The 18,859-nt window shown below is 45.5% G+C and carries 15 protein-coding genes; all 15 read left to right on the top strand.

Annotated features, from left to right (window positions below; all coding sequences use genetic code 11):
* The first annotated feature begins 29 nt into the window (after positions 1-29).
* The 15 genes from lacZ (at position 30) to L6I86_RS09215 (ending at position 18,844) form a co-directional block, all read left to right on the top strand.
* Positions 30-3,176: a beta-galactosidase, LacZ type gene (gene lacZ, locus L6I86_RS09285; RefSeq protein ID WP_236286517.1), complete on the top strand. Its 3,147-nt coding sequence runs from the start codon at positions 30-32 to the stop codon at positions 3,174-3,176.
* Between the two features lie 316 nt (positions 3,177-3,492).
* Complete coding sequence (locus L6I86_RS09280; RefSeq protein WP_236286515.1) at positions 3,493-4,374, top strand: NAD(P)-dependent oxidoreductase; 882 nt, start codon at positions 3,493-3,495, stop codon at positions 4,372-4,374.
* Between the two features lie 30 nt (positions 4,375-4,404).
* A complete protein-coding gene (locus L6I86_RS09275; RefSeq protein WP_236286513.1) occupies positions 4,405-5,553 on the top strand; it encodes a glycerate kinase in 1,149 nt (382 codons plus the stop codon).
* A gap of 3 nt (positions 5,554-5,556) precedes the next feature.
* The gene (locus L6I86_RS09270) at positions 5,557-5,778 is read left to right on the top strand and encodes a helix-hairpin-helix domain-containing protein (RefSeq protein ID WP_236286512.1); all 222 of its coding nucleotides are present in this window, start codon (positions 5,557-5,559) and stop codon (positions 5,776-5,778) included.
* A 72-nt stretch (positions 5,779-5,850) separates the two neighbouring features.
* Positions 5,851-7,932, top strand: a complete 2,082-nt coding sequence (locus tag L6I86_RS09265) for a right-handed parallel beta-helix repeat-containing protein (protein WP_236286510.1) — start codon at positions 5,851-5,853, stop codon at positions 7,930-7,932.
* Between the two features lie 32 nt (positions 7,933-7,964).
* On the top strand, positions 7,965-10,301 hold the full coding sequence (locus tag L6I86_RS09260; RefSeq protein ID WP_236286508.1) for an AraC family transcriptional regulator: 2,337 nt from the start codon (positions 7,965-7,967) through the stop codon (positions 10,299-10,301).
* Between the two features lie 191 nt (positions 10,302-10,492).
* Positions 10,493-11,437: an ABC transporter permease gene (locus L6I86_RS09255; RefSeq protein ID WP_236286506.1), complete on the top strand. Its 945-nt coding sequence runs from the start codon at positions 10,493-10,495 to the stop codon at positions 11,435-11,437.
* A gap of 23 nt (positions 11,438-11,460) precedes the next feature.
* Positions 11,461-12,360, top strand: a complete 900-nt coding sequence (locus tag L6I86_RS09250; protein ID WP_236286504.1) for a carbohydrate ABC transporter permease — start codon at positions 11,461-11,463, stop codon at positions 12,358-12,360.
* A gap of 79 nt (positions 12,361-12,439) precedes the next feature.
* A complete protein-coding gene (locus tag L6I86_RS09245) occupies positions 12,440-13,990 on the top strand; it encodes an ABC transporter substrate-binding protein (protein WP_236286502.1) in 1,551 nt (516 codons plus the stop codon).
* Positions 13,991-14,199: 209 nt separating this feature from the next.
* Positions 14,200-14,703, top strand: a complete 504-nt coding sequence (locus L6I86_RS09240) for a hypothetical protein (protein WP_236286500.1) — start codon at positions 14,200-14,202, stop codon at positions 14,701-14,703.
* A gap of 219 nt (positions 14,704-14,922) precedes the next feature.
* Entirely contained in the window at positions 14,923-15,837 is a 915-nt protein-coding gene (locus L6I86_RS09235) for a DMT family transporter (protein ID WP_276574824.1), read from the top strand.
* 141 nt (positions 15,838-15,978) lie between these two features.
* On the top strand, positions 15,979-16,623 hold the full coding sequence (locus tag L6I86_RS09230) for a chromate transporter (RefSeq protein ID WP_236286496.1): 645 nt from the start codon (positions 15,979-15,981) through the stop codon (positions 16,621-16,623).
* A gap of 19 nt (positions 16,624-16,642) precedes the next feature.
* Complete coding sequence (locus tag L6I86_RS09225; protein WP_236286494.1) at positions 16,643-17,185, top strand: chromate transporter; 543 nt, start codon at positions 16,643-16,645, stop codon at positions 17,183-17,185.
* A 203-nt stretch (positions 17,186-17,388) separates the two neighbouring features.
* A complete protein-coding gene (locus tag L6I86_RS09220) occupies positions 17,389-18,024 on the top strand; it encodes a helix-turn-helix transcriptional regulator (protein WP_236286920.1) in 636 nt (211 codons plus the stop codon).
* Positions 18,025-18,040: 16 nt separating this feature from the next.
* On the top strand, positions 18,041-18,844 hold the full coding sequence (locus tag L6I86_RS09215; RefSeq protein ID WP_236286492.1) for a pyruvate, water dikinase regulatory protein: 804 nt from the start codon (positions 18,041-18,043) through the stop codon (positions 18,842-18,844).
* Positions 18,845-18,859 lie beyond the last annotated feature (15 nt).

The raw sequence follows: 18,859 nt of genomic DNA, 5'->3' as shown, positions 1-18,859 counted from the left end.
CCAATAACGTAAAGTGAGGAATATCATCCATGGCGAATAAATTTGTATACACAGCTCCTGAAAACGGTTACCCCGAATGGAATAATAATCCGCAAATATATCAATTGAATCGCTTGGAAGCACATGCGACCCTCATGCCTTATCATACGGAAGCAGAAGCGCTGGCTGGCGTACGCGAAGCATCGCAATTTTATCAAAACTTAAATGGTACCTGGAAATTCCATTTTGCCGAAAATGCAGAAGGACGTCCACAGGATTTCTACAAAACGGACTTTGACACCAACAATTGGGTGGATATGCCCGTGCCGTCACATTGGCAACTCCAAGGCTTTGATTTCCCGCAGTACACAAATATTATCTATCCGTGGGTTGGACATGAGGATCTTAAGCCTCCATTTGCCCCGGTAAAGTATAATCCAGTTGGTTCTTATGTGCGCAGCTTTTCGATCTCAGAGGGATGGAACGGGCAGCCAGTGTATCTGAGCTTTCAGGGTGTGGAGTCGGCCTTTTATGTATGGGTGAATGGGGATTTGGTTGGCTTTAGCCAAGATTCGTTTACACCGGCGGATTTTGATATCACTCCTTATTTGATCGAGGGTGAGAACAAGCTCGCGGTAGAAGTGTATCGTTGGAGCGATGCAAGCTGGTTAGAAGATCAGGATTTCTGGCGTTTGAGCGGAATTTTCCGTGATGTATATCTCTACTCGACACCTACAGCACATATTGCTGATTTCAAAGTAAATACGAATCTCGACGCAGCTTGCGAGGATGCTGAACTGCACATTCAAGCGACGATCACTAACTATGATGGAAAGAGCCAAGGCGTACATCATGTGGAAGCGATGCTTTACGATGGTGAGCAGCAAGCTCTATGGGAAGAGCCGTTTCGTGTAGGTATTCAAACGAGCGACACTGCGAAACAAGCCGTTGAATTATCGGCTCATCTGGATCGACCTGCCAAATGGAGTGCTGAGAATCCATATCTATACACGCTCGTTCTTCGTTTATGGAATGAAGAGGGGACACTCCTCGAGACAGAAAGCTGTAAAGTTGGTTTCCGCAAGTTTGAGATTGAAGATGGTTTGATGAAAATCAACGGCGAAGTCATTGTGTTTAAAGGTGTGAATCGCCATGAATTTGACCGTGATCGCGGACGTTCCGTCGATGCGGAAAGTATGCTTGCGGATATTTTGCTCATGAAACAATATAATATCAACGCTGTGCGGACTTCCCATTACCCGAATAATCCGCTATGGTATGAGCTTTGTGATCAATATGGTCTATATGTGATTGATGAAACCAATTTGGAGACCCACGGTTCCTGGAGCTACCCGCAATTCGAATTAGGTGAAACGGTGCCAGGAAGTCGACCTGAGTGGACAGGGGCCGTACTTGACCGTGCCAACTCCATGATGCAGCGAGACAAAAATCATCCATCGATCGTCATCTGGTCACTGGGGAATGAGTCCTTTGGTGGGGATAATTTCTTCAAAATGCATGATTTCCTTCGTGAAGCCGATCCTTCTCGGGTTGTTCACTATGAAGGCGTGTTCTGGTGGCGCGAGTCAGAAAGAGCGTCGGATATGGAAAGTCAAATGTATTCCAAAATTGAAAAGATTGAAGAATACGCCAAAAACCATCCGAAAAAGCCGTTTATCCTTTGTGAGTATAGTCATGCGATGGGTAACTCTTGCGGTAACCTATTTAAATATTGGGAGCTGTTTGATCAATACCCTGTCTTACAAGGTGGATTCATTTGGGATTGGATCGATCAATCCATTCGCACAACGACGCCGGATGGCGTCACGTATCAAGCGTATGGCGGCGATTTTGGTGACGCGCCTAATGATGGCAACTTCTGTGGCAATGGCTTGATCTTCGCTGATCGTTCAGTGTCACCGAAGCTGCACGAAGTGAAGAAGTGTTACCAGAATGTGAAGTTCGAAGCGGTTGATGCGGCTAAGGGGCAAATCAAGGTAACGAATCAATTCTTGTTCACGAACTTGAATGAATATGATTGGACTTGGACGATTGCACGCAATGGTGTTGTAGAAAGCCAACAGTTCACTGGATCCTATGCGGTTGCGCCAGGTGAAACGACAACGATTGAGCTGAAACTTGATAGTGTTGAGCGTCTTTTCCCGAACGATGAATTCGTGTTAACACTGAGTTTGGTACTGCGTGACGATACGTTATGGGGAGCTAAGGGACATGAAATCGCATGGGAGCAATTTATTCTTCCTACGGTGAATGCGGCGATCCATGCGCGCAACTGGGAATCGGAAAAAGAATCAGCGGCTGCTCTCTCTACGGAGACTGCTGTTCAAGTCGTGTCTACAGCAGATCGTATCAGCTTGCAAGGGGAGCGTTTTGCACTCCAAGTTGACGCAGGAACTGGCGATATCACTTCCTATTTGTTTGACGGAGTTGAGTTATTCCAAACGGGTCCAGTTCCTAACTTCTGGCGTGCTTATACGGATAACGATCGTGGGAACCAGCACCACATTCGTTGTGCACCATGGCAAGAAGCGGGCAGCGGGCGCAAACTCCTTTCACTGAACGCGAAATCATTGGATGCAGGACGTGCTGAGGTTCGTGTACGTTATGAATTGGCGACAACGCCTGCTTCTGAAGTTCAGCTTGTTTACACCGTGTCGGCAAGCGGGGAAGTTGAAGTTGGCATGCAATTAACACCGGGTGACAAATTGCCAGAAATTCCTGAAGTTGGCGTCATGTTCGAACTAGGCGCTGCGTTCGAGAATTTAACCTGGTACGGCCGCGGGCCGCACGAAAATCACTGGGATCGTAACGTAGGCGCAAAGCTTGCGCTTCATAACGGAACTGTCGTAGAGCAATTCGTTCCATACTTGCGTCCACAGGAATGCGGCAATAAGACCGATGTTCGTTGGGCGACCTTAACGAATTCGAGTGGGCGCGGAATCCGCATCGCGGGCTTGCCAACAGTTGAGCTTAATGCTTTGCCGTACTCACCATCCGAGTTGGAGGCGCACGATCACCCTTATAAACTACCTGCGAGTGATAAAGTTGTAGTTCGTGTGAATTACAAGCAGATGGGCGTTGGCGGTGACGATAGCTGGGGAGCTAGAACACATCCCGAGTTTACGTTATTCGCGAACCGAACGTATGCGTATGCGTTCACTTTCCAAGGTATCTAGTTATTGAGAAAAGCCGTTCCAAGGGTGGTTATCCCTGGAACGGCTTTTTGTTTTGGAGTAGGCGAAGCAGCTCCCTTGTGTATTGGGGGTGAGGCGCGGGGCTCATTCTTGAATGGATTCGAAAGTGGTAGCTGGTAGCGCTGTCACATGCTAGCGCACAAATATTGTGCGCAAAGGCAGTAGCGCCGTCACCCGTCGCAAGCTAGCGCACAAAAACTGTTGGCGTATCACGTTTGACCAGAAGGGAAGAGGGTGATAAGTTTAAATGGAGATAAAAGCGACTACTACTAGGTACCTGGGAAAGGTGGACATATAGATGACAGCACATACGGCAAAACCAATCATAGGACTCATTGGCACAGGTGTGATGGGGAAAAGCATGGCAGGACATTTGATTCATGCGGGATATGAGGTTCATGTGTATACACGCACGAAAGCAAAGGCACAGGAGCTATTGGAAAAGGGGGCGAATTGGCAGGACACGCCAGGCGCATTAGCGCAGAAGTGTCAGGTTATTATGACGATGGTTGGATTTCCAAGCGATGTGGAAGACATCTATTTTGGGCACAATGGCATTCTTGCCCTGGCAGAGCCGGGTAGCTTCCTAATTGATTTGACGACATCAAGCCCGTCCCTTGCCAAACGGATTTATGAGGAAGCGCTGACGCGTCAGCTATTCTCCTTGGATGCGCCTGTCTCCGGTGGAGATATTGGGGCAAGAGAAGCGCGATTGTCCATTATGGTCGGTGGTGATCGCGATGTGTTCGAGCAGATGCTGCCTATTTTCCAAAAGATCGGCACGAATATTGTTCATCAAGGTGAAGCAGGAGCGGGGCAACACACGAAGATGTGTAATCAAATTGCGATAGCAAGTAACATGATGGGTGTTGTTGAAGCGCTTGTCTATGCGAAGAAAGCGGGGCTTAATCCAACGACAGTGCTGCAAAGCATTGAAACAGGTGCCGCGGGCAGCTGGTCGTTAAGTAATTTGGGGCCACGAATGATTGCAGACAATTTTGCGCCAGGTTTTTATGTGAAACATTTTATTAAGGATATGAAGATTGCTTTGCAATCGGCCGAAGACATGAAAGTAGAGCTTCCCGGTTTGACGCTTGCCAAATCTCTCTATGAACAATTAGCCGCAATGGGCGAAGAGGAAAGTGGTACACAAGCGTTGTATAAATTAATAAATAAATAAGATTGTGCTGTTCGACCTGGAGGTTGGCTAATGAAAATCGTGATTGCACCTGATTCATTTAAGGGCAGCCTTAGTTCAGAAGAAGTGGCCAAAGCGATAAGAGACGGGATTTTGCGGGCTATGCCGGCAGCAGAAACCGTCCTCATCCCTATGGCAGACGGAGGCGAAGGGACCGTAGATAGCCTAGTACAGGCGACGCACGGACATAAGATCTCTGTTCCAGTGCGAGGGCCGCTTCAAAATGAAGTAATGGCATCGTATGGCGTACTAGGAGACGGCATAACGTGTGTGATTGAAATGGCGTCAGCTTCCGGACTTGTGCTAATTCCCGAGGAGCACCGGAATCCGATGCTGGCGACAACCTATGGCACTGGTCAATTAATACGCCATGCACTCGATCATGGCTATCGTTCCTTCATTCTTGCGCTCGGCGGCAGTGCCACGAACGATGGTGGGAGTGGCATGCTCCAAGCGTTGGGCTTACGACTCCTAGACGCGGATGGGCGTGAGATTGGAGCAGGGGGACAAGCCCTGTCTCACCTTACACAGATTGATGCCTCAAAGTGGGATGAGCGAATCATCCATGAATCGCAGTTTACCATTGCTTCGGATGTTACGAATCCATTCGTTGGTCCGCAAGGGGCATCCTATGTCTTTGGACCGCAGAAAGGTGCAACACCGGAAATGGTGGAAGCCCTTGATGCAGCGCTCACCAACTTTGCAGATTTGATGGCAGCGCATACAGGAATTGCTGTGCATCATCTGCCTGGCGCTGGCGCCGCGGGCGGACTTGGCGGTGCGTTTCAAGCGTTCTTCCCTGCAAGCACGAAGCGAGGGATCGACGTGGTCATCGAGATGACCAAGTTAAATGAGCATCTGCAGGATGCTGAGCTTGTCATCACCGGCGAAGGGCAGACGGACGCCCAGACCGCTTCCGGCAAGGCACCGATGGGGATAGCGCAGGCTGCTTCGAAGCTTGGCGTGCCGGTCATTGTTTTATCTGGATCCGTCGGGCAGGGAACTGAGAAGCTATATGAATATGGCATGACAAGTATTCACAGCATTGTGAACGGTCCGATGACACTTCAGGAGGCGATGAGTCGCACACCTGAGCTTTTAACGCAGAAGGCGGAGCAAGTTATTCGTACTTTTTTGGCTGGACGAAAGAAGGAGGTATAGATGATGTCAACGAATAAACAAGAGGAAGACCAGTTGGTACTCCCCAGAGGCGTAGCAGCTCCAGCGAGGCGAGCTTTAGCAGGGGCAGGTATCACGAAGCTCCACGATTTCACCCAAATCACGGAGACAGAGCTTATGAAGCTGCATGGCATGGGTCCCAAAGCGAGAGATTTGATTCGGGTAGAGCTGGCTGCGAAGGGCTTATCTTTTAAACCAGGCTCCTAGTGAATGAAAGTGGTATACCGACAAGCTCCTAGTCATAAATAAGGTTATTATGATGTGTAAAGGAGTAAGCTCATGCTATTATCAACCCAATTCTTTGTAGCGACAACCGGAAACGATGATCACGATGGAAGTAAAGAAGCGCCATTCTTAACGATAACCAAAGCTCAGATGACAGTTCGGAATATCATCCACAAAGGGATGAACCACGATGTCATCGTTTTTGTGTTCGGTGGTACCTATTATTTAGGAGATACATGGAAATTGGATGAGCGAGATTCAGGCAGCAATGGCTATCGGGTAAGCTATTGCAATGTACCTGGTGAGGAAGTCAAGATCATAGGTGGAAGACCAATTACAAACTGGGAGCCTTATAGCGCAGACATGTGGCGGGCGTGGGTAGGGACAGGGATCAGCTTCCACACGCTATATGCGAATGGAGAACGCATAGCTAAAGCACGTTTACCAGCAACAGGGTACTTTCAAGTAGATGGTGAGGCTGAAGCGGCTTGCCGAGAAGGCATTTACTATCAGGAGGGGGATATCCCAGAAGGGAGTGACCTTACGCAAGCACAAGTTTTCGTCTGGCCAGGGAAAGGGGAATGGAACTGGTTTTCCGAGTTGCGATCCGTGAAATCTCATGACGCTAAGGCTAGATTTGTGTCCTTTCAGCAACCTTCCATTTGGGAAATAGGCGAAGGCTCACGTTATTTTATGCAAGGCTCACTCGATTTTCTTCAAGCACCTGGTCAATTCCACTTTGCTGAAAAGGGCGGATGGCTCTACTACAAGCCGAGAAAAGGTTCTCCGCTGCACCAAGAGATTATCGCGCCAACAGTCACAAGGCTAATTGAGTTGAAAGGCAAAGATCAAGATGAGCCTATTCAATATCTTCATTTTCACGGACTCCAATTCTCCTGCACGGACTTCTGGTCGGATTATCAAATGATTCAAGAAGACGAGGGTTTGAGTAATGTAGAGCGGGATGAGCACCGTGAAGGATTGGTTTACATGCAGTATGCTACGGATATTGAACTCTCACATTGTCAACTCATCAACTCCGGAAGCTGCGGAATTTTCTTGGATCATCAAACGCGAAACATTCGGATACATGGCAATATTATCGAGCATTTGGGGTATATGGGGATATGCGCCTCAGGCTATTCACCGCTTCAAGGCTCATTTATTTCCGCAGAAGCTTCTTATACGAATAAAGAGCATCGGATAACGAATAACGTGATTCGGTATGGTGGTGAGCTGATCGGGCATGGCTGCGGAATTCTGTTGTATCAAAGTGGAGATAACGAAATCACTCATAATCGAATATCGCATATGCCGCGCTACGGTATCTCCTTGAAAGGCTTGCGTCACAAGGTTATGCCAGCAAACATTTACGGAATACCCGTGACTTGGGAGAATCACTGGGATTTCCTTCATTCGCGCAATAATTACATTGCGTATAACGATATTTCAAATGTCATGATCGACAGTCAGGATGGCGGTATGATTGAATCTTGGGGTGTTGGGACGGGGAATGCGATTCATGGGAACCGCTTACACGACAGTGGGATTCACTTTTCTTTCGGGTTTGGCATTTATTTGGATGATGCTTCGGACTACTTCACGGTTACCCAGAATGTACTGACGGGTCTCTACAGTACAGGGGAAGGAAAGCTATGGATGCTCATTTTCTCCAAAGGCATTGGCAACCTCATTCAAGGCAATTTGCTTGTATCCAATCCAGATGCGATAGCTGCTATTGGCACACAAGAGATGGCAGGCGAAGACAATAAAGAGGTTACGGTGAAAGGGAACATTATTTATAATTCAGGTTACCTCTACTATTTCGTCAATTGGCGGGAAGATAAGTTCGCGGAAGCGAATTATAATCTCTATTGGTCGGATCGGTTTCAGGGCGTTTGTCAGGTAGCAGGGAAACTACCCTTGCCATCGTCAGGAGCAGATTTGTTAGGGCGGGAAGTTTATGACTGGCAGGCATGGCGCTCCTTAATTGGTGGGAAATTTGATGCCCATTCGCTCATCGCAGATCCGCAAGTGAGACAGTTGCCAGATGGAGAGATTCGCCTTGAGATCACGTCACCCGCCTATTTGCTTGGTTGGGTTGACATCGATGATAAACAAATAGGGCCACAGTAAATTCGTCATAATGAGAGGGGGGCTTGGTACTTATGAAAGGATTTGGCTTTTATAAATCCAAAAAATATTTGCAGCGCGTACTAAGCTCGATCATGTTATCGATGGTTGTTGTCCTATTAGCTTCCTCATTTGCCAATACGTATCTGTTGGAAAAATCAATGAAACGGATTCAGGAAGACTCGAATCTCAAAATTCTCACGCAAATGCAGTACAATTTCTCCTATATGAACGAAATCATTACACACTTATCTTACTTTGTCTTAAAAGATAACTTGCTCATTCCTCTGATGTTCGATGAAACTTTACCCAAAATGGATTTAATCCAAGGCTACCAACGCATGTCCAGTATCATGGACAGTTCCTCCTTCTTACATTCCATGGTCGTCTATAATCATTCTCAGAATGAGATATACGGCACGACCACCAATTTCTTATTGGACGGCGGAGTGACCAAAAAGAAAATTTCGGATTGGTTGCTCGATCCTGCTCACCAGCACGAAACATCCCGGCTCATTCCAGTCAGTCTCGACCGCGAGGATGGTCAAATAGATGCATTCGCGTTCGTCGTAACGGAATCCTTGAAGCCTTTTTCACGTGGTGAATCCGCTATTGTTCTGTATATTAAGTCCGATTGGGTTTTCGACAGCTTGAAGAAAATGAACGATACAGGCAGCCGTTCGCAAGGTGATATTCTGATGGCAGACCAAGAAGGTCGCTTATATTCCTCTCACAATATAGATGCGTACGGCAGTAAAGCAACACAGGATACCATTCATACTTATATTCAGAATCATAAGACTCTAACAGATGAACCTTCCGGATTCGTTATTGGCGATGTGGAAGGTGAGAAAAGCATGATTACCTATATGGCAGATCCGATTCCGAATTGGACGATTCTGTATGTACAATCGTATGACCAATTGATGGCAGAAGTTACGCGGACACGTGTGAAGTCTTTAGTAGTCTCCGGCGTTCTCCTCTTGATTGCTATCGGCCTATCGGTCTGGTTGTCTTATAAATTGTATCATCCGATTGAAGATATGCTGCATCGGATTCGGTTTCAGCATCCACGGGGTGAACCCACGAGGCGAACCGAGGGGGATGAGCTGCACGCCATGAGCGAGAACTATTTGAAATTGTCTCATACCCTGCAAGAAATCAGCTCGGAACACATCGTTAATAAATATTACATCCGTAAATTTATGACAGACGGTCAAATGTTCTCACATCACGATATGATTAGTTTGATTGACAAGCATCAACTGAATATTGCCTATCCCGCCGAAATCATTGTCTGTGTGCTTCGCTTGGATCATTTTCAGGCGTATGCGAATCATACAGCCGTTGCTTTGAAGAAAATGCATAGCTTTGCCATCACGAATATCGCGCAGGAAATGATGTCCAAAGCGTATCCTTGTGAAGCAGTGGAGGTATGGGGGGATCATATTATTCTTATTGTATCCCTGATTGACGAGCCTGCCACGTCGAAAACAGATAGGATTCTTCCGATCCTTCAGGACATCCAGCATACAATTGAGAAATATTACGATCTGAGCCTGTCGTGTGGACTTAGTGATCCCATCTCGCAATTGACGCAGCTGTCATCTGGCTATACACAAGCCTTACAGAATAGCTTATATACGCTAATTTTCGGCTACAAGTCCATAATTACAAGTGAAATGGTCAAGGAGAACAATGCGAATAAGCGTGTGTCGATCCCAGAAGCCATCGAACGGAAACTATCCGAGAGCTTGAAGAAAGGATTAATGACAGAAGCGGGTATCGAGCTGGAGAAAGCATTCTCCCTTTTTGCCACCTTTCATTATCATGATATTCATCGCGCTGTAACGAATTTAACATGGGTGATCAAGTATACCGTCGTTGAAATTATGGAAAATCGCGTAATGAAGATGAGCTTCAATGTGGATTATATTCATCACATTCCGCAGGAGAAGGAAACGTTAGAAGAAATGTACGTAGCTTTATTAGCCTTATGTTCACAAGTTTGTGAGGGTCAGAAGCCGTCTAATGTGGAACGGAATGATATGATCTTGGAAACGGTCAAAGAACTCATCCATCAGAGGTATGCGGATATTAACCTGAGCCAACAAACAATCTCCGCCACAGTCAAACTGTCATCCGCGTACTTGGGGAAATTGTTCAAGGATAGCTATCAAATTACACTAACAGAGTATATCAATGAAGTTCGTTTGCAACACGCCAAGCATCTTCTAGAAAACGGGGATCATTCAGTCTTAGATATTATGGAAAAATGCGGTTATGCCAATCCGAGTTACTTTTTCCGATTGTTCAAAGCCAAATTCGGAAGCACACCCAAGGAATATCGCATGAAGAAATCCATTTCATAATAGGGGAACGTGTTCAATTAACCGCCACTTCTTCCACCAATTGGTGTATGGAAGGGTGGTTTTTAGTTTTTAAATGGGAAAAAGAGAGTAATTCGAACATTGTACACATGCTTTCTACATGTTTTCGAACATCGTACGCTATGTAAACGCTTCATCTTGTGGCAAGATACGAATAGGGAAGGAGGAGCACAATGACGAAATCGCATCCCAACAAAAAACGAAAGCTATTCCAGGAATTCAAACACCTGCGGAAAAATCGAGAGCTGCTTTTGCTTGCGATGCCTGGCATTTTGTTTGAACTGGTCATTAAGTATTTGCCCATGATTGGACTGATCTTAGCCTTCAAGTATTTCAGGTATGATCAAGGGATTCTAGGGAGCAAATGGGTCGGCTTCAAAAATTTCGAATTTATTTTCAAATCGCAGGACGCCTGGCGTATTATTCGGAACACCCTTTTATACAACATGACCTATATCGCACTCGGAACGCTTGCTGCGCTAGTCCTTTCTATTCTGTTATATGAGGTAAGCGGACGTATGGTGAAAGTGTATCAAACCACGCTTTTTCTTCCGTATTTCATTTCATTAGTACTGGTCGGTTACATTACTTACGGCTTCCTGGAGCATAAAAGTGGTTATCTCAATAGTTTTCTGAGCACGATCGGGCTCTCTCCGCACAAATGGTACTTTGAGACGACACCTTGGCTATTCATTCTCCCTGTGGTCGCTGTATGGAAAAGTGTCGGCTTCTCCACATTGATCTACTACGCCGGAATTGTTGGCATAAACACCGAATATTACGAAGCAGCTAAATTAGATGGCGCATCACGCGTTCAAATGATTTTTCGCATTACACTACCGCTTATGAAGCCGTTGATTATCATTGTGTTTATTCTTGGCTTAGGCAATATTTTCCGTGGGGATTTCGGATTGCATTATTTTGTGCCGAATGGTGTTGGCGCTAATTTGGCGACGACAGATGTCATAGATACGTATGTGTATCGTGCCTTAGCGAAGCTTGGTGACATTAATTCTGGGGCTGCTGTTGGCTTTCTACAATCGGTTGTGGGGTTAATTACCATTGTGTCAGCTAATGCAGCGGTACGCCGAATCGATAAAGAGAACGCCTTATTCTAATGGGGGAGGTGACTAAGAGCTTTATGGAGCTTGTCGTAGCTAAACCAGTGAAACCGGCATCCATCTGGGTTATCCATGCGTTTTTCGCCGTGATATGTGTGTTGATGATCATCCCTTTTGTACTCGTGATTGCAGTGTCATTGTCGTCCGAGAATAGTCTGATCCAATTCGGTTATCGTTTTATTCCCAAAGAACTCAGCTTAGAAGCTTACCGAATTGTCTTCAAGTCTCCTGACATTTGGCTGAGATCGTATGGGGTTACGATCGGAATCACCATTATTGGAACCGTGTTATCCCTGTTATTAACGACGTTGACGGCATATCCAATGTCACGACGCGACTTTCGCTATCACCGACCGCTTACGTTTTATATTTTCTTCACCTTGTTGTTCAATGGGGGCACCATCCCGTTCTATATCCTCATGACACAATACTTGCATTTGAAAAATTCAATTTTAGCACTCATCATTCCACTGCTCATGAATCCTTTCAATATTATCATTATGAAAAGCTTCCTCGATAAAATTTCGATGGAAATTATCGAATCCGCCAAGATCGACGGCTCTAGTGAGCTTCGCATTTTTTATCGTATTATTATGCCGCTTTCCACACCGGCGTTAGCGACACTCGGTTTATTCATTTCTTTTGCCTATTGGAATGATTGGTTTAATGCTTTGTTGTTCATCGATGATAACAAATATGTGCCGCTTCAATTGCTGCTCGTTCGCATTCTATCGCAAATTGAATTTCTGGCGAATTCGCCTCTAGCTGAGGCAGCGAGTAAATTACAATTTGCGAACTTCCCTACTTTATCTGTGCGGATGGCGATGGCTTTGGTTGCTGGCGGTCCAATGATGATTATGTTTCCTTTTTTCCAGAAGTACTTTGTGAAAGGAATTACGGTAGGTTCACTCAAAAACTGAGAGGAGGTGAGGGTGGCGTTTGTAAGGAATGTTTGATGTTCTGATGATACTAGGGGTACTTCATATGGAGGTGTGAAGGTTGATAAAAGGAAAAAAAATGTACCTGAGCAGTGCAGCCATTATGCTTCTGAGTTTGTCCGTGTTAGCTGGATGTAAGACCGACACGGCAAGTGAAACGTCATCACCGGCAGCAACAACACCAGCAACAACGACAAGCGCGACGCCTGCAACACCTGCACCAAGCACTCTGCCTGAAGTCAAATTGACGTTTTATTATCCAAGTAATCCGCCAGGTAAGGATCAGGCTCTCGTGAATGAGGAAGTCAATAAGTATGTGAAGAGCAAAATCAATGCAACCGTAGATCTTAAGCCGCTTTCTTTTGATGAGTATGATCCGAAATTAAACACCATTATGGCTTCTGGTGAAGCCTTCGATGTGGCCTGGGGATCGAAATATTGGCTGCTCAGCTATCAGCCGAACATCGATAAAGGTGCTCTCTTGGAGCTGACTGATGCGATGATCAGTAAAAATGCTGCTGCAGCACGGAAGAACATTCCCGATAAATTCTGGCCGGATATGAAAGCGACGGATGGTAAAGTGTACGGCTTCCCGGTTTATCAAATCGCAGCCAAGACGAAGAGTCTCGTCATTCAAAAGCAATTCGTGGATAAATATAAATTGGATGTTAATTCAATTAAGACGTATAAAGACCTCGAGCCTTTCCTGAAATCGATCAAGGACAATGAAAAGGATGTTATTCCGTTCGGGATGGCTCAGAATTCATGGGGCCTCTATACAGACCCGAATCTGGTCGCCGCAGATGGTCTTGCGGTTGCTTACAAGAAGGATGACAAAACATACACGTCCATCACGAAAATACAACAGCTGCAAAATAAGAAGGACTTCTTCACGACGATGCATAAATGGTCTTTAGCTGGCTATATCAACGAGGATGCACCGTTGTTGAAAAACATTACAGATCTCAAGAAGAAGGGGAAAGTGGCCGTAAGCCTTGAGTTTACTACGAAGCCAGGCGGCGAAGTGGATGAAATGGCGAATAATGGCGGCAACGCTGTTGTGTATGTGCCGATCTCTGACTCCTACTTTACAGGTGTTGCTAGTGCGATGCAGGTGATTAGTAAAACCTCCAAAAACCCAGAACGCGCGCTCATGTTCATTAACCTTCTTAACACGGATAAAGTACTGTATAATCTGATTTCCAATGGGTTGGAAGGCAAGCACTATACGAAAAAAGATGACAAATATATTGAACCAATCAAGGATTCCGGCTATGCGCCAAATGTGGATTGGGTGTTCGGGAACCAATTCAACGCGTTCTTGAAAGGTGCACAGACACCAGATGTATGGGACAAAACGATAAAATTAAACGAAAGCGCCATGGTGCCGGCTTCCTACGGCTTTGATGTGAATCGAGACACGATCAAATCTGAGGTTGCTAACGTGACCGCCGTAGATAACGAGTTCCAAGTAGCTCTTGAAACGGGTGCAGTAGATCCTGCGGATCAACTGCAGAAATACATCGATAAGCTGAAAGCAGCTGGTCAAGACAAGATTGATGCGGAAACAACGAAGCAATGGCAAGCTTTCTTGAAAGCGAAAGGCTTGTAAGTCGTGCAGTATAAGAAGCCGTCCCTTGTGGTCATTTGACCTCAGGGGACGGCTTTTGCTGTCGCTGCATCATATTAGGCCAAGCTATAGAATATAGATGAGTAAACGAGGAGATAAAGTCAGCTGACTTTTCAAAGTTAAAGGATAGCTGTTTTTATTTTCATGCATATACTACTAACACAATGACAGGATTGAAAGAGGTGATCTTGGTGGGAACACGGCTTTTATCGGAAAAGTTAGTGAAAACTCGCTTTCCCCATTTAAGGTACATCCGAATTCACACTTCAGATAAATACAAGGCGACTATTTATGCATGGACAGAAGATTTGCAACTTTCTAAGCAAGATGCGCTCTATGTAGAGAATTATGCAAACGCTTACTTGTACCCGTATGTCGTTTTTCAAGTAAAAGCCTATTGTGCAGTCCGTGCAGATAAAGTGCCGCTGTTGCAAGAAGTACCTGCGGATATTACGCAAACGGCGCTGCGCTCGAATTTAAATCAATATGGGATTCTAGCTGCGATCAATCGGCAATTTCCGTATGGACGGTTGCGATTTAAGCATTATGACGTCATTAACAGCATCATTCATTTTGACTTTGATGCGCTTAGGCGAATGGAGGAGAAAGAGAAGGAACACATGCTGCGCTGCTTGCACGAAATGATCCCACTCGGCTGCTTCTGTGAGGTTCAATTTCTGGAGGATGAGATGTAACATCAGTTGATTCATACTATTCATACACTAGTCACACAATTTCACTTGATTTCACCTGAAGTCTCCGAGAAAAACGGAGACTTTTGTTTGCTTTTAAATATTAATGCTTGCCAACGCTATGCTTTAGTATGTATCTTTTTCCAAGAGGCATTTCAAGTTTGTAGATGCCGTCCTCTTTTAGAAATACATAACGTCAACTTAAAAGGAGATACATATGCTATGTTGAAACGATCCCCGTACCTTTTATTAATACTGGCAACCTGCATTTGGGGAGGTAACTTTGTGGCGGGTAAGTCACTCGTATTGCATATTCCTCCCATCACGTTAGCAATGGTTCGATGGAGTATTGCGTTCTTGTGTTTACTGCCCTTTTTTGGCAAAGCAGTCTGGCGACTCAAACATGAATTTCTAGCGAATTGGAAAATGGTTGTATTCCTCTCCCTAACAGGAGTAGCGGGATTTAACTCACTTACGTATGTAGCTGTCCAATACACAGGCTCAATTAATGCCTCATTAATGAATTCAGCGACACCTATTTTCGTTGTTCTCATCACTTGGGCTGTTATGAAAGAAAGACTTGCCTGGTGGGCATTACCTGGAATTGGCGTATCCATCCTAGGTGTATGTTGGATTATAAGTCAAGGGGATTTGTCTGCGCTCCTCCGATTGTCCGTTAATCAAGGTGATATGTACATGTTGATCGCCGTCTTATGCTGGGCTTTATATTCGGTAGGTATGAAAAAAATGGCTGGCCGCTTTTCAGCAAGCCCATTTTTACTGGTGCAAGTAACCGTTGCGCTTGTGGTATTGATTCCAAGTGCGTCCATAGAGTGGATTATCCAATCACCTGATGTGTCCTGGAGTCCTGGCTTGGTTAGCGGATTACTATATGTGGGAATCTTCGCGTCTATCGTAGCTTTCTTGAGCTGGAATAAAGCCATAGAGATAGCCGGACCCCAGCGTTGCGCAGGATTTCTCAACTTCATACCCTTGTTTAGCGCGATCTTTGCAACCACCTTTACGGGGGAATCCTTGCAGCTATATCATCTGTTGGGAGCCTTCTTCATTGTGTTAGGTGTGTATTTGACGAATAGGGCCATGAAGAAGCAAGTTCGCCCCTTTTTGTCAAAATGAATCAAACTGTTTGAAATAATAGCGGCTGATTGGGTGGAAGTCCCAGATTATAAGCATATATTCGAAAGCGTATTACGATAATTGATTGGATTTCTCCTTTACTTTAATTCAAAATAGAATTAAGCGGAAGGGGAGATCAAAATGACAGGGAACATATTCAGCAAGTTGATTCGCCTATTTTGGACATTTCTTCGAATTAGCCCGCTTACATTTGGAGGTGGCTATGCCATGCTTCCTGCCATACAAAGAGAGGTCGTCTTCTTGAAGAATTGGATGTCAGACGCGGAAATGTCAGAGCTTCTGGCCATCTCCGGTGCAGCCCCCGGTGGAGTCGGTGTCAATGTATCTGCGTTGGTCGGTTATCGTCTCGCAGGAATTGCTGGAGCCATCGCGGCCGTCGTAGGGATTACGCTACCGACCTTTCTGATCGTCCTCTTGCTAAGTGTGATATATACTTGGCTTGAGCATTACCCGAAAATGCAAGCCCTCATGGAGGGGATCCATGCTGCGATTATAGGTCTTATTGCGGCTGCAGCGTACAAAATGGCAAAATCATCGATCTTCGATCGGCTTACCCTCCTTATAGCAGTAGGAACTGTGATTGTCATGCTCCTCGTTCAGGTATCACCTCTCGTGTTGATCACACTCGGCGTACTGGTCGGTCTCGTCATAACGTATCTTAAGAATAAATGGGGCATGACAAATCCTCCACCTCATACAGATACAACAACATCTAAGAACGTTGAGAACAACTCCGCTGAATGGTTTATGGCGGATGGGATCTAGAGGATGAGGTGATTCTTAGATGCTACTCCAATTATTTCTCGCATTTCTCAAAATTGGTCTCGTATCCTTTGGCGGCGGCTATGCCATGATTCCTGTCATCCAGCTTGAGGTTGAACGGCATCAATGGCTGACACTGGATGAATTTCAGCATGTCATTGCCTTGTCTGGCACGAGTCCTGGTCCTATTGCAACGAATAGCGCCACGTTAATTGGCTATGAGACCGCGGGGATCCCTGGGGCCATTCTTGCGACGTTAGGCATGGTACTGCCGTCACTGGTGGTCATCATCCTCGCGGCGGCCTTCTTATTTCGTTGGCACTCACATCCGTGGTTCAAATCATCCTTCTACGGTCTCAAGCCTGTTGTGACAGGTTTTATCGTCTATGCTGCGCTGCATTTTGGTCAATCATCTTTCGGATCGGTAGAGACAGGTGTTTCGTGGAAGCAGGTAGCAACACTTCTCATTGCAGGCGGCGCTTTCATGGCGATTGTAAAATATAAGGTGCATCCATTTGTTGTTATTGTTGGGGCAGGTGTCCTGGGAATCGCTTTTTTCTTATAAAATATAGACTTTGAGGGAGTGTCTCGGCCATACATATGGCTTTTGGGGAACTCTCTTTTTTATGTCTAATAGGAAATAGGTGATAAAAATTTCTTTTATAGGCAATAAACATCTTTATATTTCAGAGAATTGATATATAATGTACAATATATAACAAATAGAACATACTATATAACGATATTTCATTGCTTTAGGAGGGAAACATCATCGAACTTACGGCTCGCCAGTTAGAAATAATTGATCTCGTCGGCAAATATGCGCCAATTACTGGAGAACGTATCGCTGAGCTGCTGGGGGTTAGTCGACCGACCATTCGCTCGGATTTAGCGGTCTTAGTCATGTTAAGTCATATCGATGCCAAACCAAAGGTGGGCTATTTTCTAGGAACAGCAGCACACGACGTCCATGCACCAAGCAAGTTGATTGAGTCCATGAAGGTGAAGGACGTAATGGGCATTCCCTTTTTGCTTCGGGAAACAGTAACCGTTAGTGATGCAGTTGTTGCCCTTTTTCTCGAGAATGTGGGGAGTTTGATGATTGTTAATCAGGAGGGTGTACTAGCGGGCGTGGTTTCACGAAAAGATTTACTCAAGGTCACATTAGGACATGCAACGGCAACGGCAATGCCAGTTTCGTTGGTGATGACCAGACAACCGAACATTATTACGGTGAAACCTGAAGATAGCGTGCTGGAAGCAGCTCGGAAGATGATTCATCATGAAGTGGACAGCTTACCCGTCGTTAAGGCAATTGAGGGCCGGGAAGGACTGGAAGTTGTAGGCCGAATTACGAAAACAACAATGACCAAATTGCTGCTGGATGTAGCGCTAGGTAAGTAAATCAGGGGGAATTTACATGGGAGAGAAGCTGCATACCATTTTCGTATGTTCGGATTCGGTAGGAGAAACAGCAAATACGGTTGTCCAAGCAACGATTCGGCAGTTTAATGCAAGTCAGGTTGTCGTTAAGCGTCATGGTTCCATTCGGACGGAAGATGAAGTACGAACGATCGTAGAAGAAGCCTCACGACTAAAGGGGTTTATCGCCTACACGCTTGTATTGCCTGAACTAAGAGAAATGATGCGGCAAGAAGCTATCCGATTGAGCGTGAATGCCATCGATATTATGGGCCCTATGATGCAGGCCTTTATTGACACGTTTAAGGATTCGCCTAAGCGTAAAGTCGGGCTGCTCTACCAGTTGGATGAACAGTATTATCAGCGTGTGGAAGCGGTAGAATTTACAGTCAATAGTGATGATGGCAAAGATCCTAGCACAATGAAACAAGCCCATATCGTCCTGCTGGGACCATCGCGTACATCCAAGACACCGCTTAGCATATATTTGGCACACAAAGGATTTAAGGTGTCGAATTATCCTTTAGTTCCAGAGGTTAAACCGCCTAGTTTATTATTTGAGCTAGACCCGAAGAAGCTTGTCGGACTGACAATGAGTGTGGATAAGCTGATTGGTATTCGTTCAGAACGACTGAAAGCCGTTGGTCTCCCTTTCGGTGCTAAATATGCGACGAAAGAGCGCATAGAGGAAGAATTAGCTTTTGCCATGAAACTTTATCGTGAATTGGGTTGTTCGATTATTGATGTGAGCGAGAAAGCAATTGAGGAAACAGCGGGCTTAATTTTGGCGGAAAGATCATAATGCATCAGACAACAA

Origin of the sequence: Paenibacillus allorhizoplanae (genome assembly GCF_927798215.1) — a bacterium.
GTDB lineage: Bacteria > Bacillota > Bacilli > Paenibacillales > NBRC-103111 > Paenibacillus_E > Paenibacillus_E allorhizoplanae.
Note: the sequence above shows the minus strand (reverse complement) of the source record. Positions and strands in the feature narration are given on the sequence as shown.

What these genes read in the sequence shown, in the direction of transcription:
- lacZ (WP_236286517.1), top strand. Translation starts at nt 30, where the DNA reads ATGGCGAATAAATTTGTATACACAGCTCCTGAAAACGGTTACCCCGAA.
- L6I86_RS09280 (WP_236286515.1), top strand. Translation starts at nt 3,493, where the DNA reads ATGACAGCACATACGGCAAAACCAATCATAGGACTCATTGGCACAGGT.
- L6I86_RS09275 (WP_236286513.1), top strand. Translation starts at nt 4,405, where the DNA reads ATGAAAATCGTGATTGCACCTGATTCATTTAAGGGCAGCCTTAGTTCA.
- L6I86_RS09270 (WP_236286512.1), top strand. Translation starts at nt 5,557, where the DNA reads ATGTCAACGAATAAACAAGAGGAAGACCAGTTGGTACTCCCCAGAGGC.
- L6I86_RS09265 (WP_236286510.1), top strand. Translation starts at nt 5,851, where the DNA reads ATGCTATTATCAACCCAATTCTTTGTAGCGACAACCGGAAACGATGAT.
- L6I86_RS09260 (WP_236286508.1), top strand. Translation starts at nt 7,965, where the DNA reads ATGAAAGGATTTGGCTTTTATAAATCCAAAAAATATTTGCAGCGCGTA.
- L6I86_RS09255 (WP_236286506.1), top strand. Translation starts at nt 10,493, where the DNA reads ATGACGAAATCGCATCCCAACAAAAAACGAAAGCTATTCCAGGAATTC.
- L6I86_RS09250 (WP_236286504.1), top strand. Translation starts at nt 11,461, where the DNA reads ATGGAGCTTGTCGTAGCTAAACCAGTGAAACCGGCATCCATCTGGGTT.
- L6I86_RS09235 (WP_276574824.1), top strand. Translation starts at nt 14,923, where the DNA reads ATGTTGAAACGATCCCCGTACCTTTTATTAATACTGGCAACCTGCATT.
- L6I86_RS09230 (WP_236286496.1), top strand. Translation starts at nt 15,979, where the DNA reads ATGACAGGGAACATATTCAGCAAGTTGATTCGCCTATTTTGGACATTT.
- L6I86_RS09225 (WP_236286494.1), top strand. Translation starts at nt 16,643, where the DNA reads ATGCTACTCCAATTATTTCTCGCATTTCTCAAAATTGGTCTCGTATCC.
- L6I86_RS09215 (WP_236286492.1), top strand. Translation starts at nt 18,041, where the DNA reads ATGGGAGAGAAGCTGCATACCATTTTCGTATGTTCGGATTCGGTAGGA.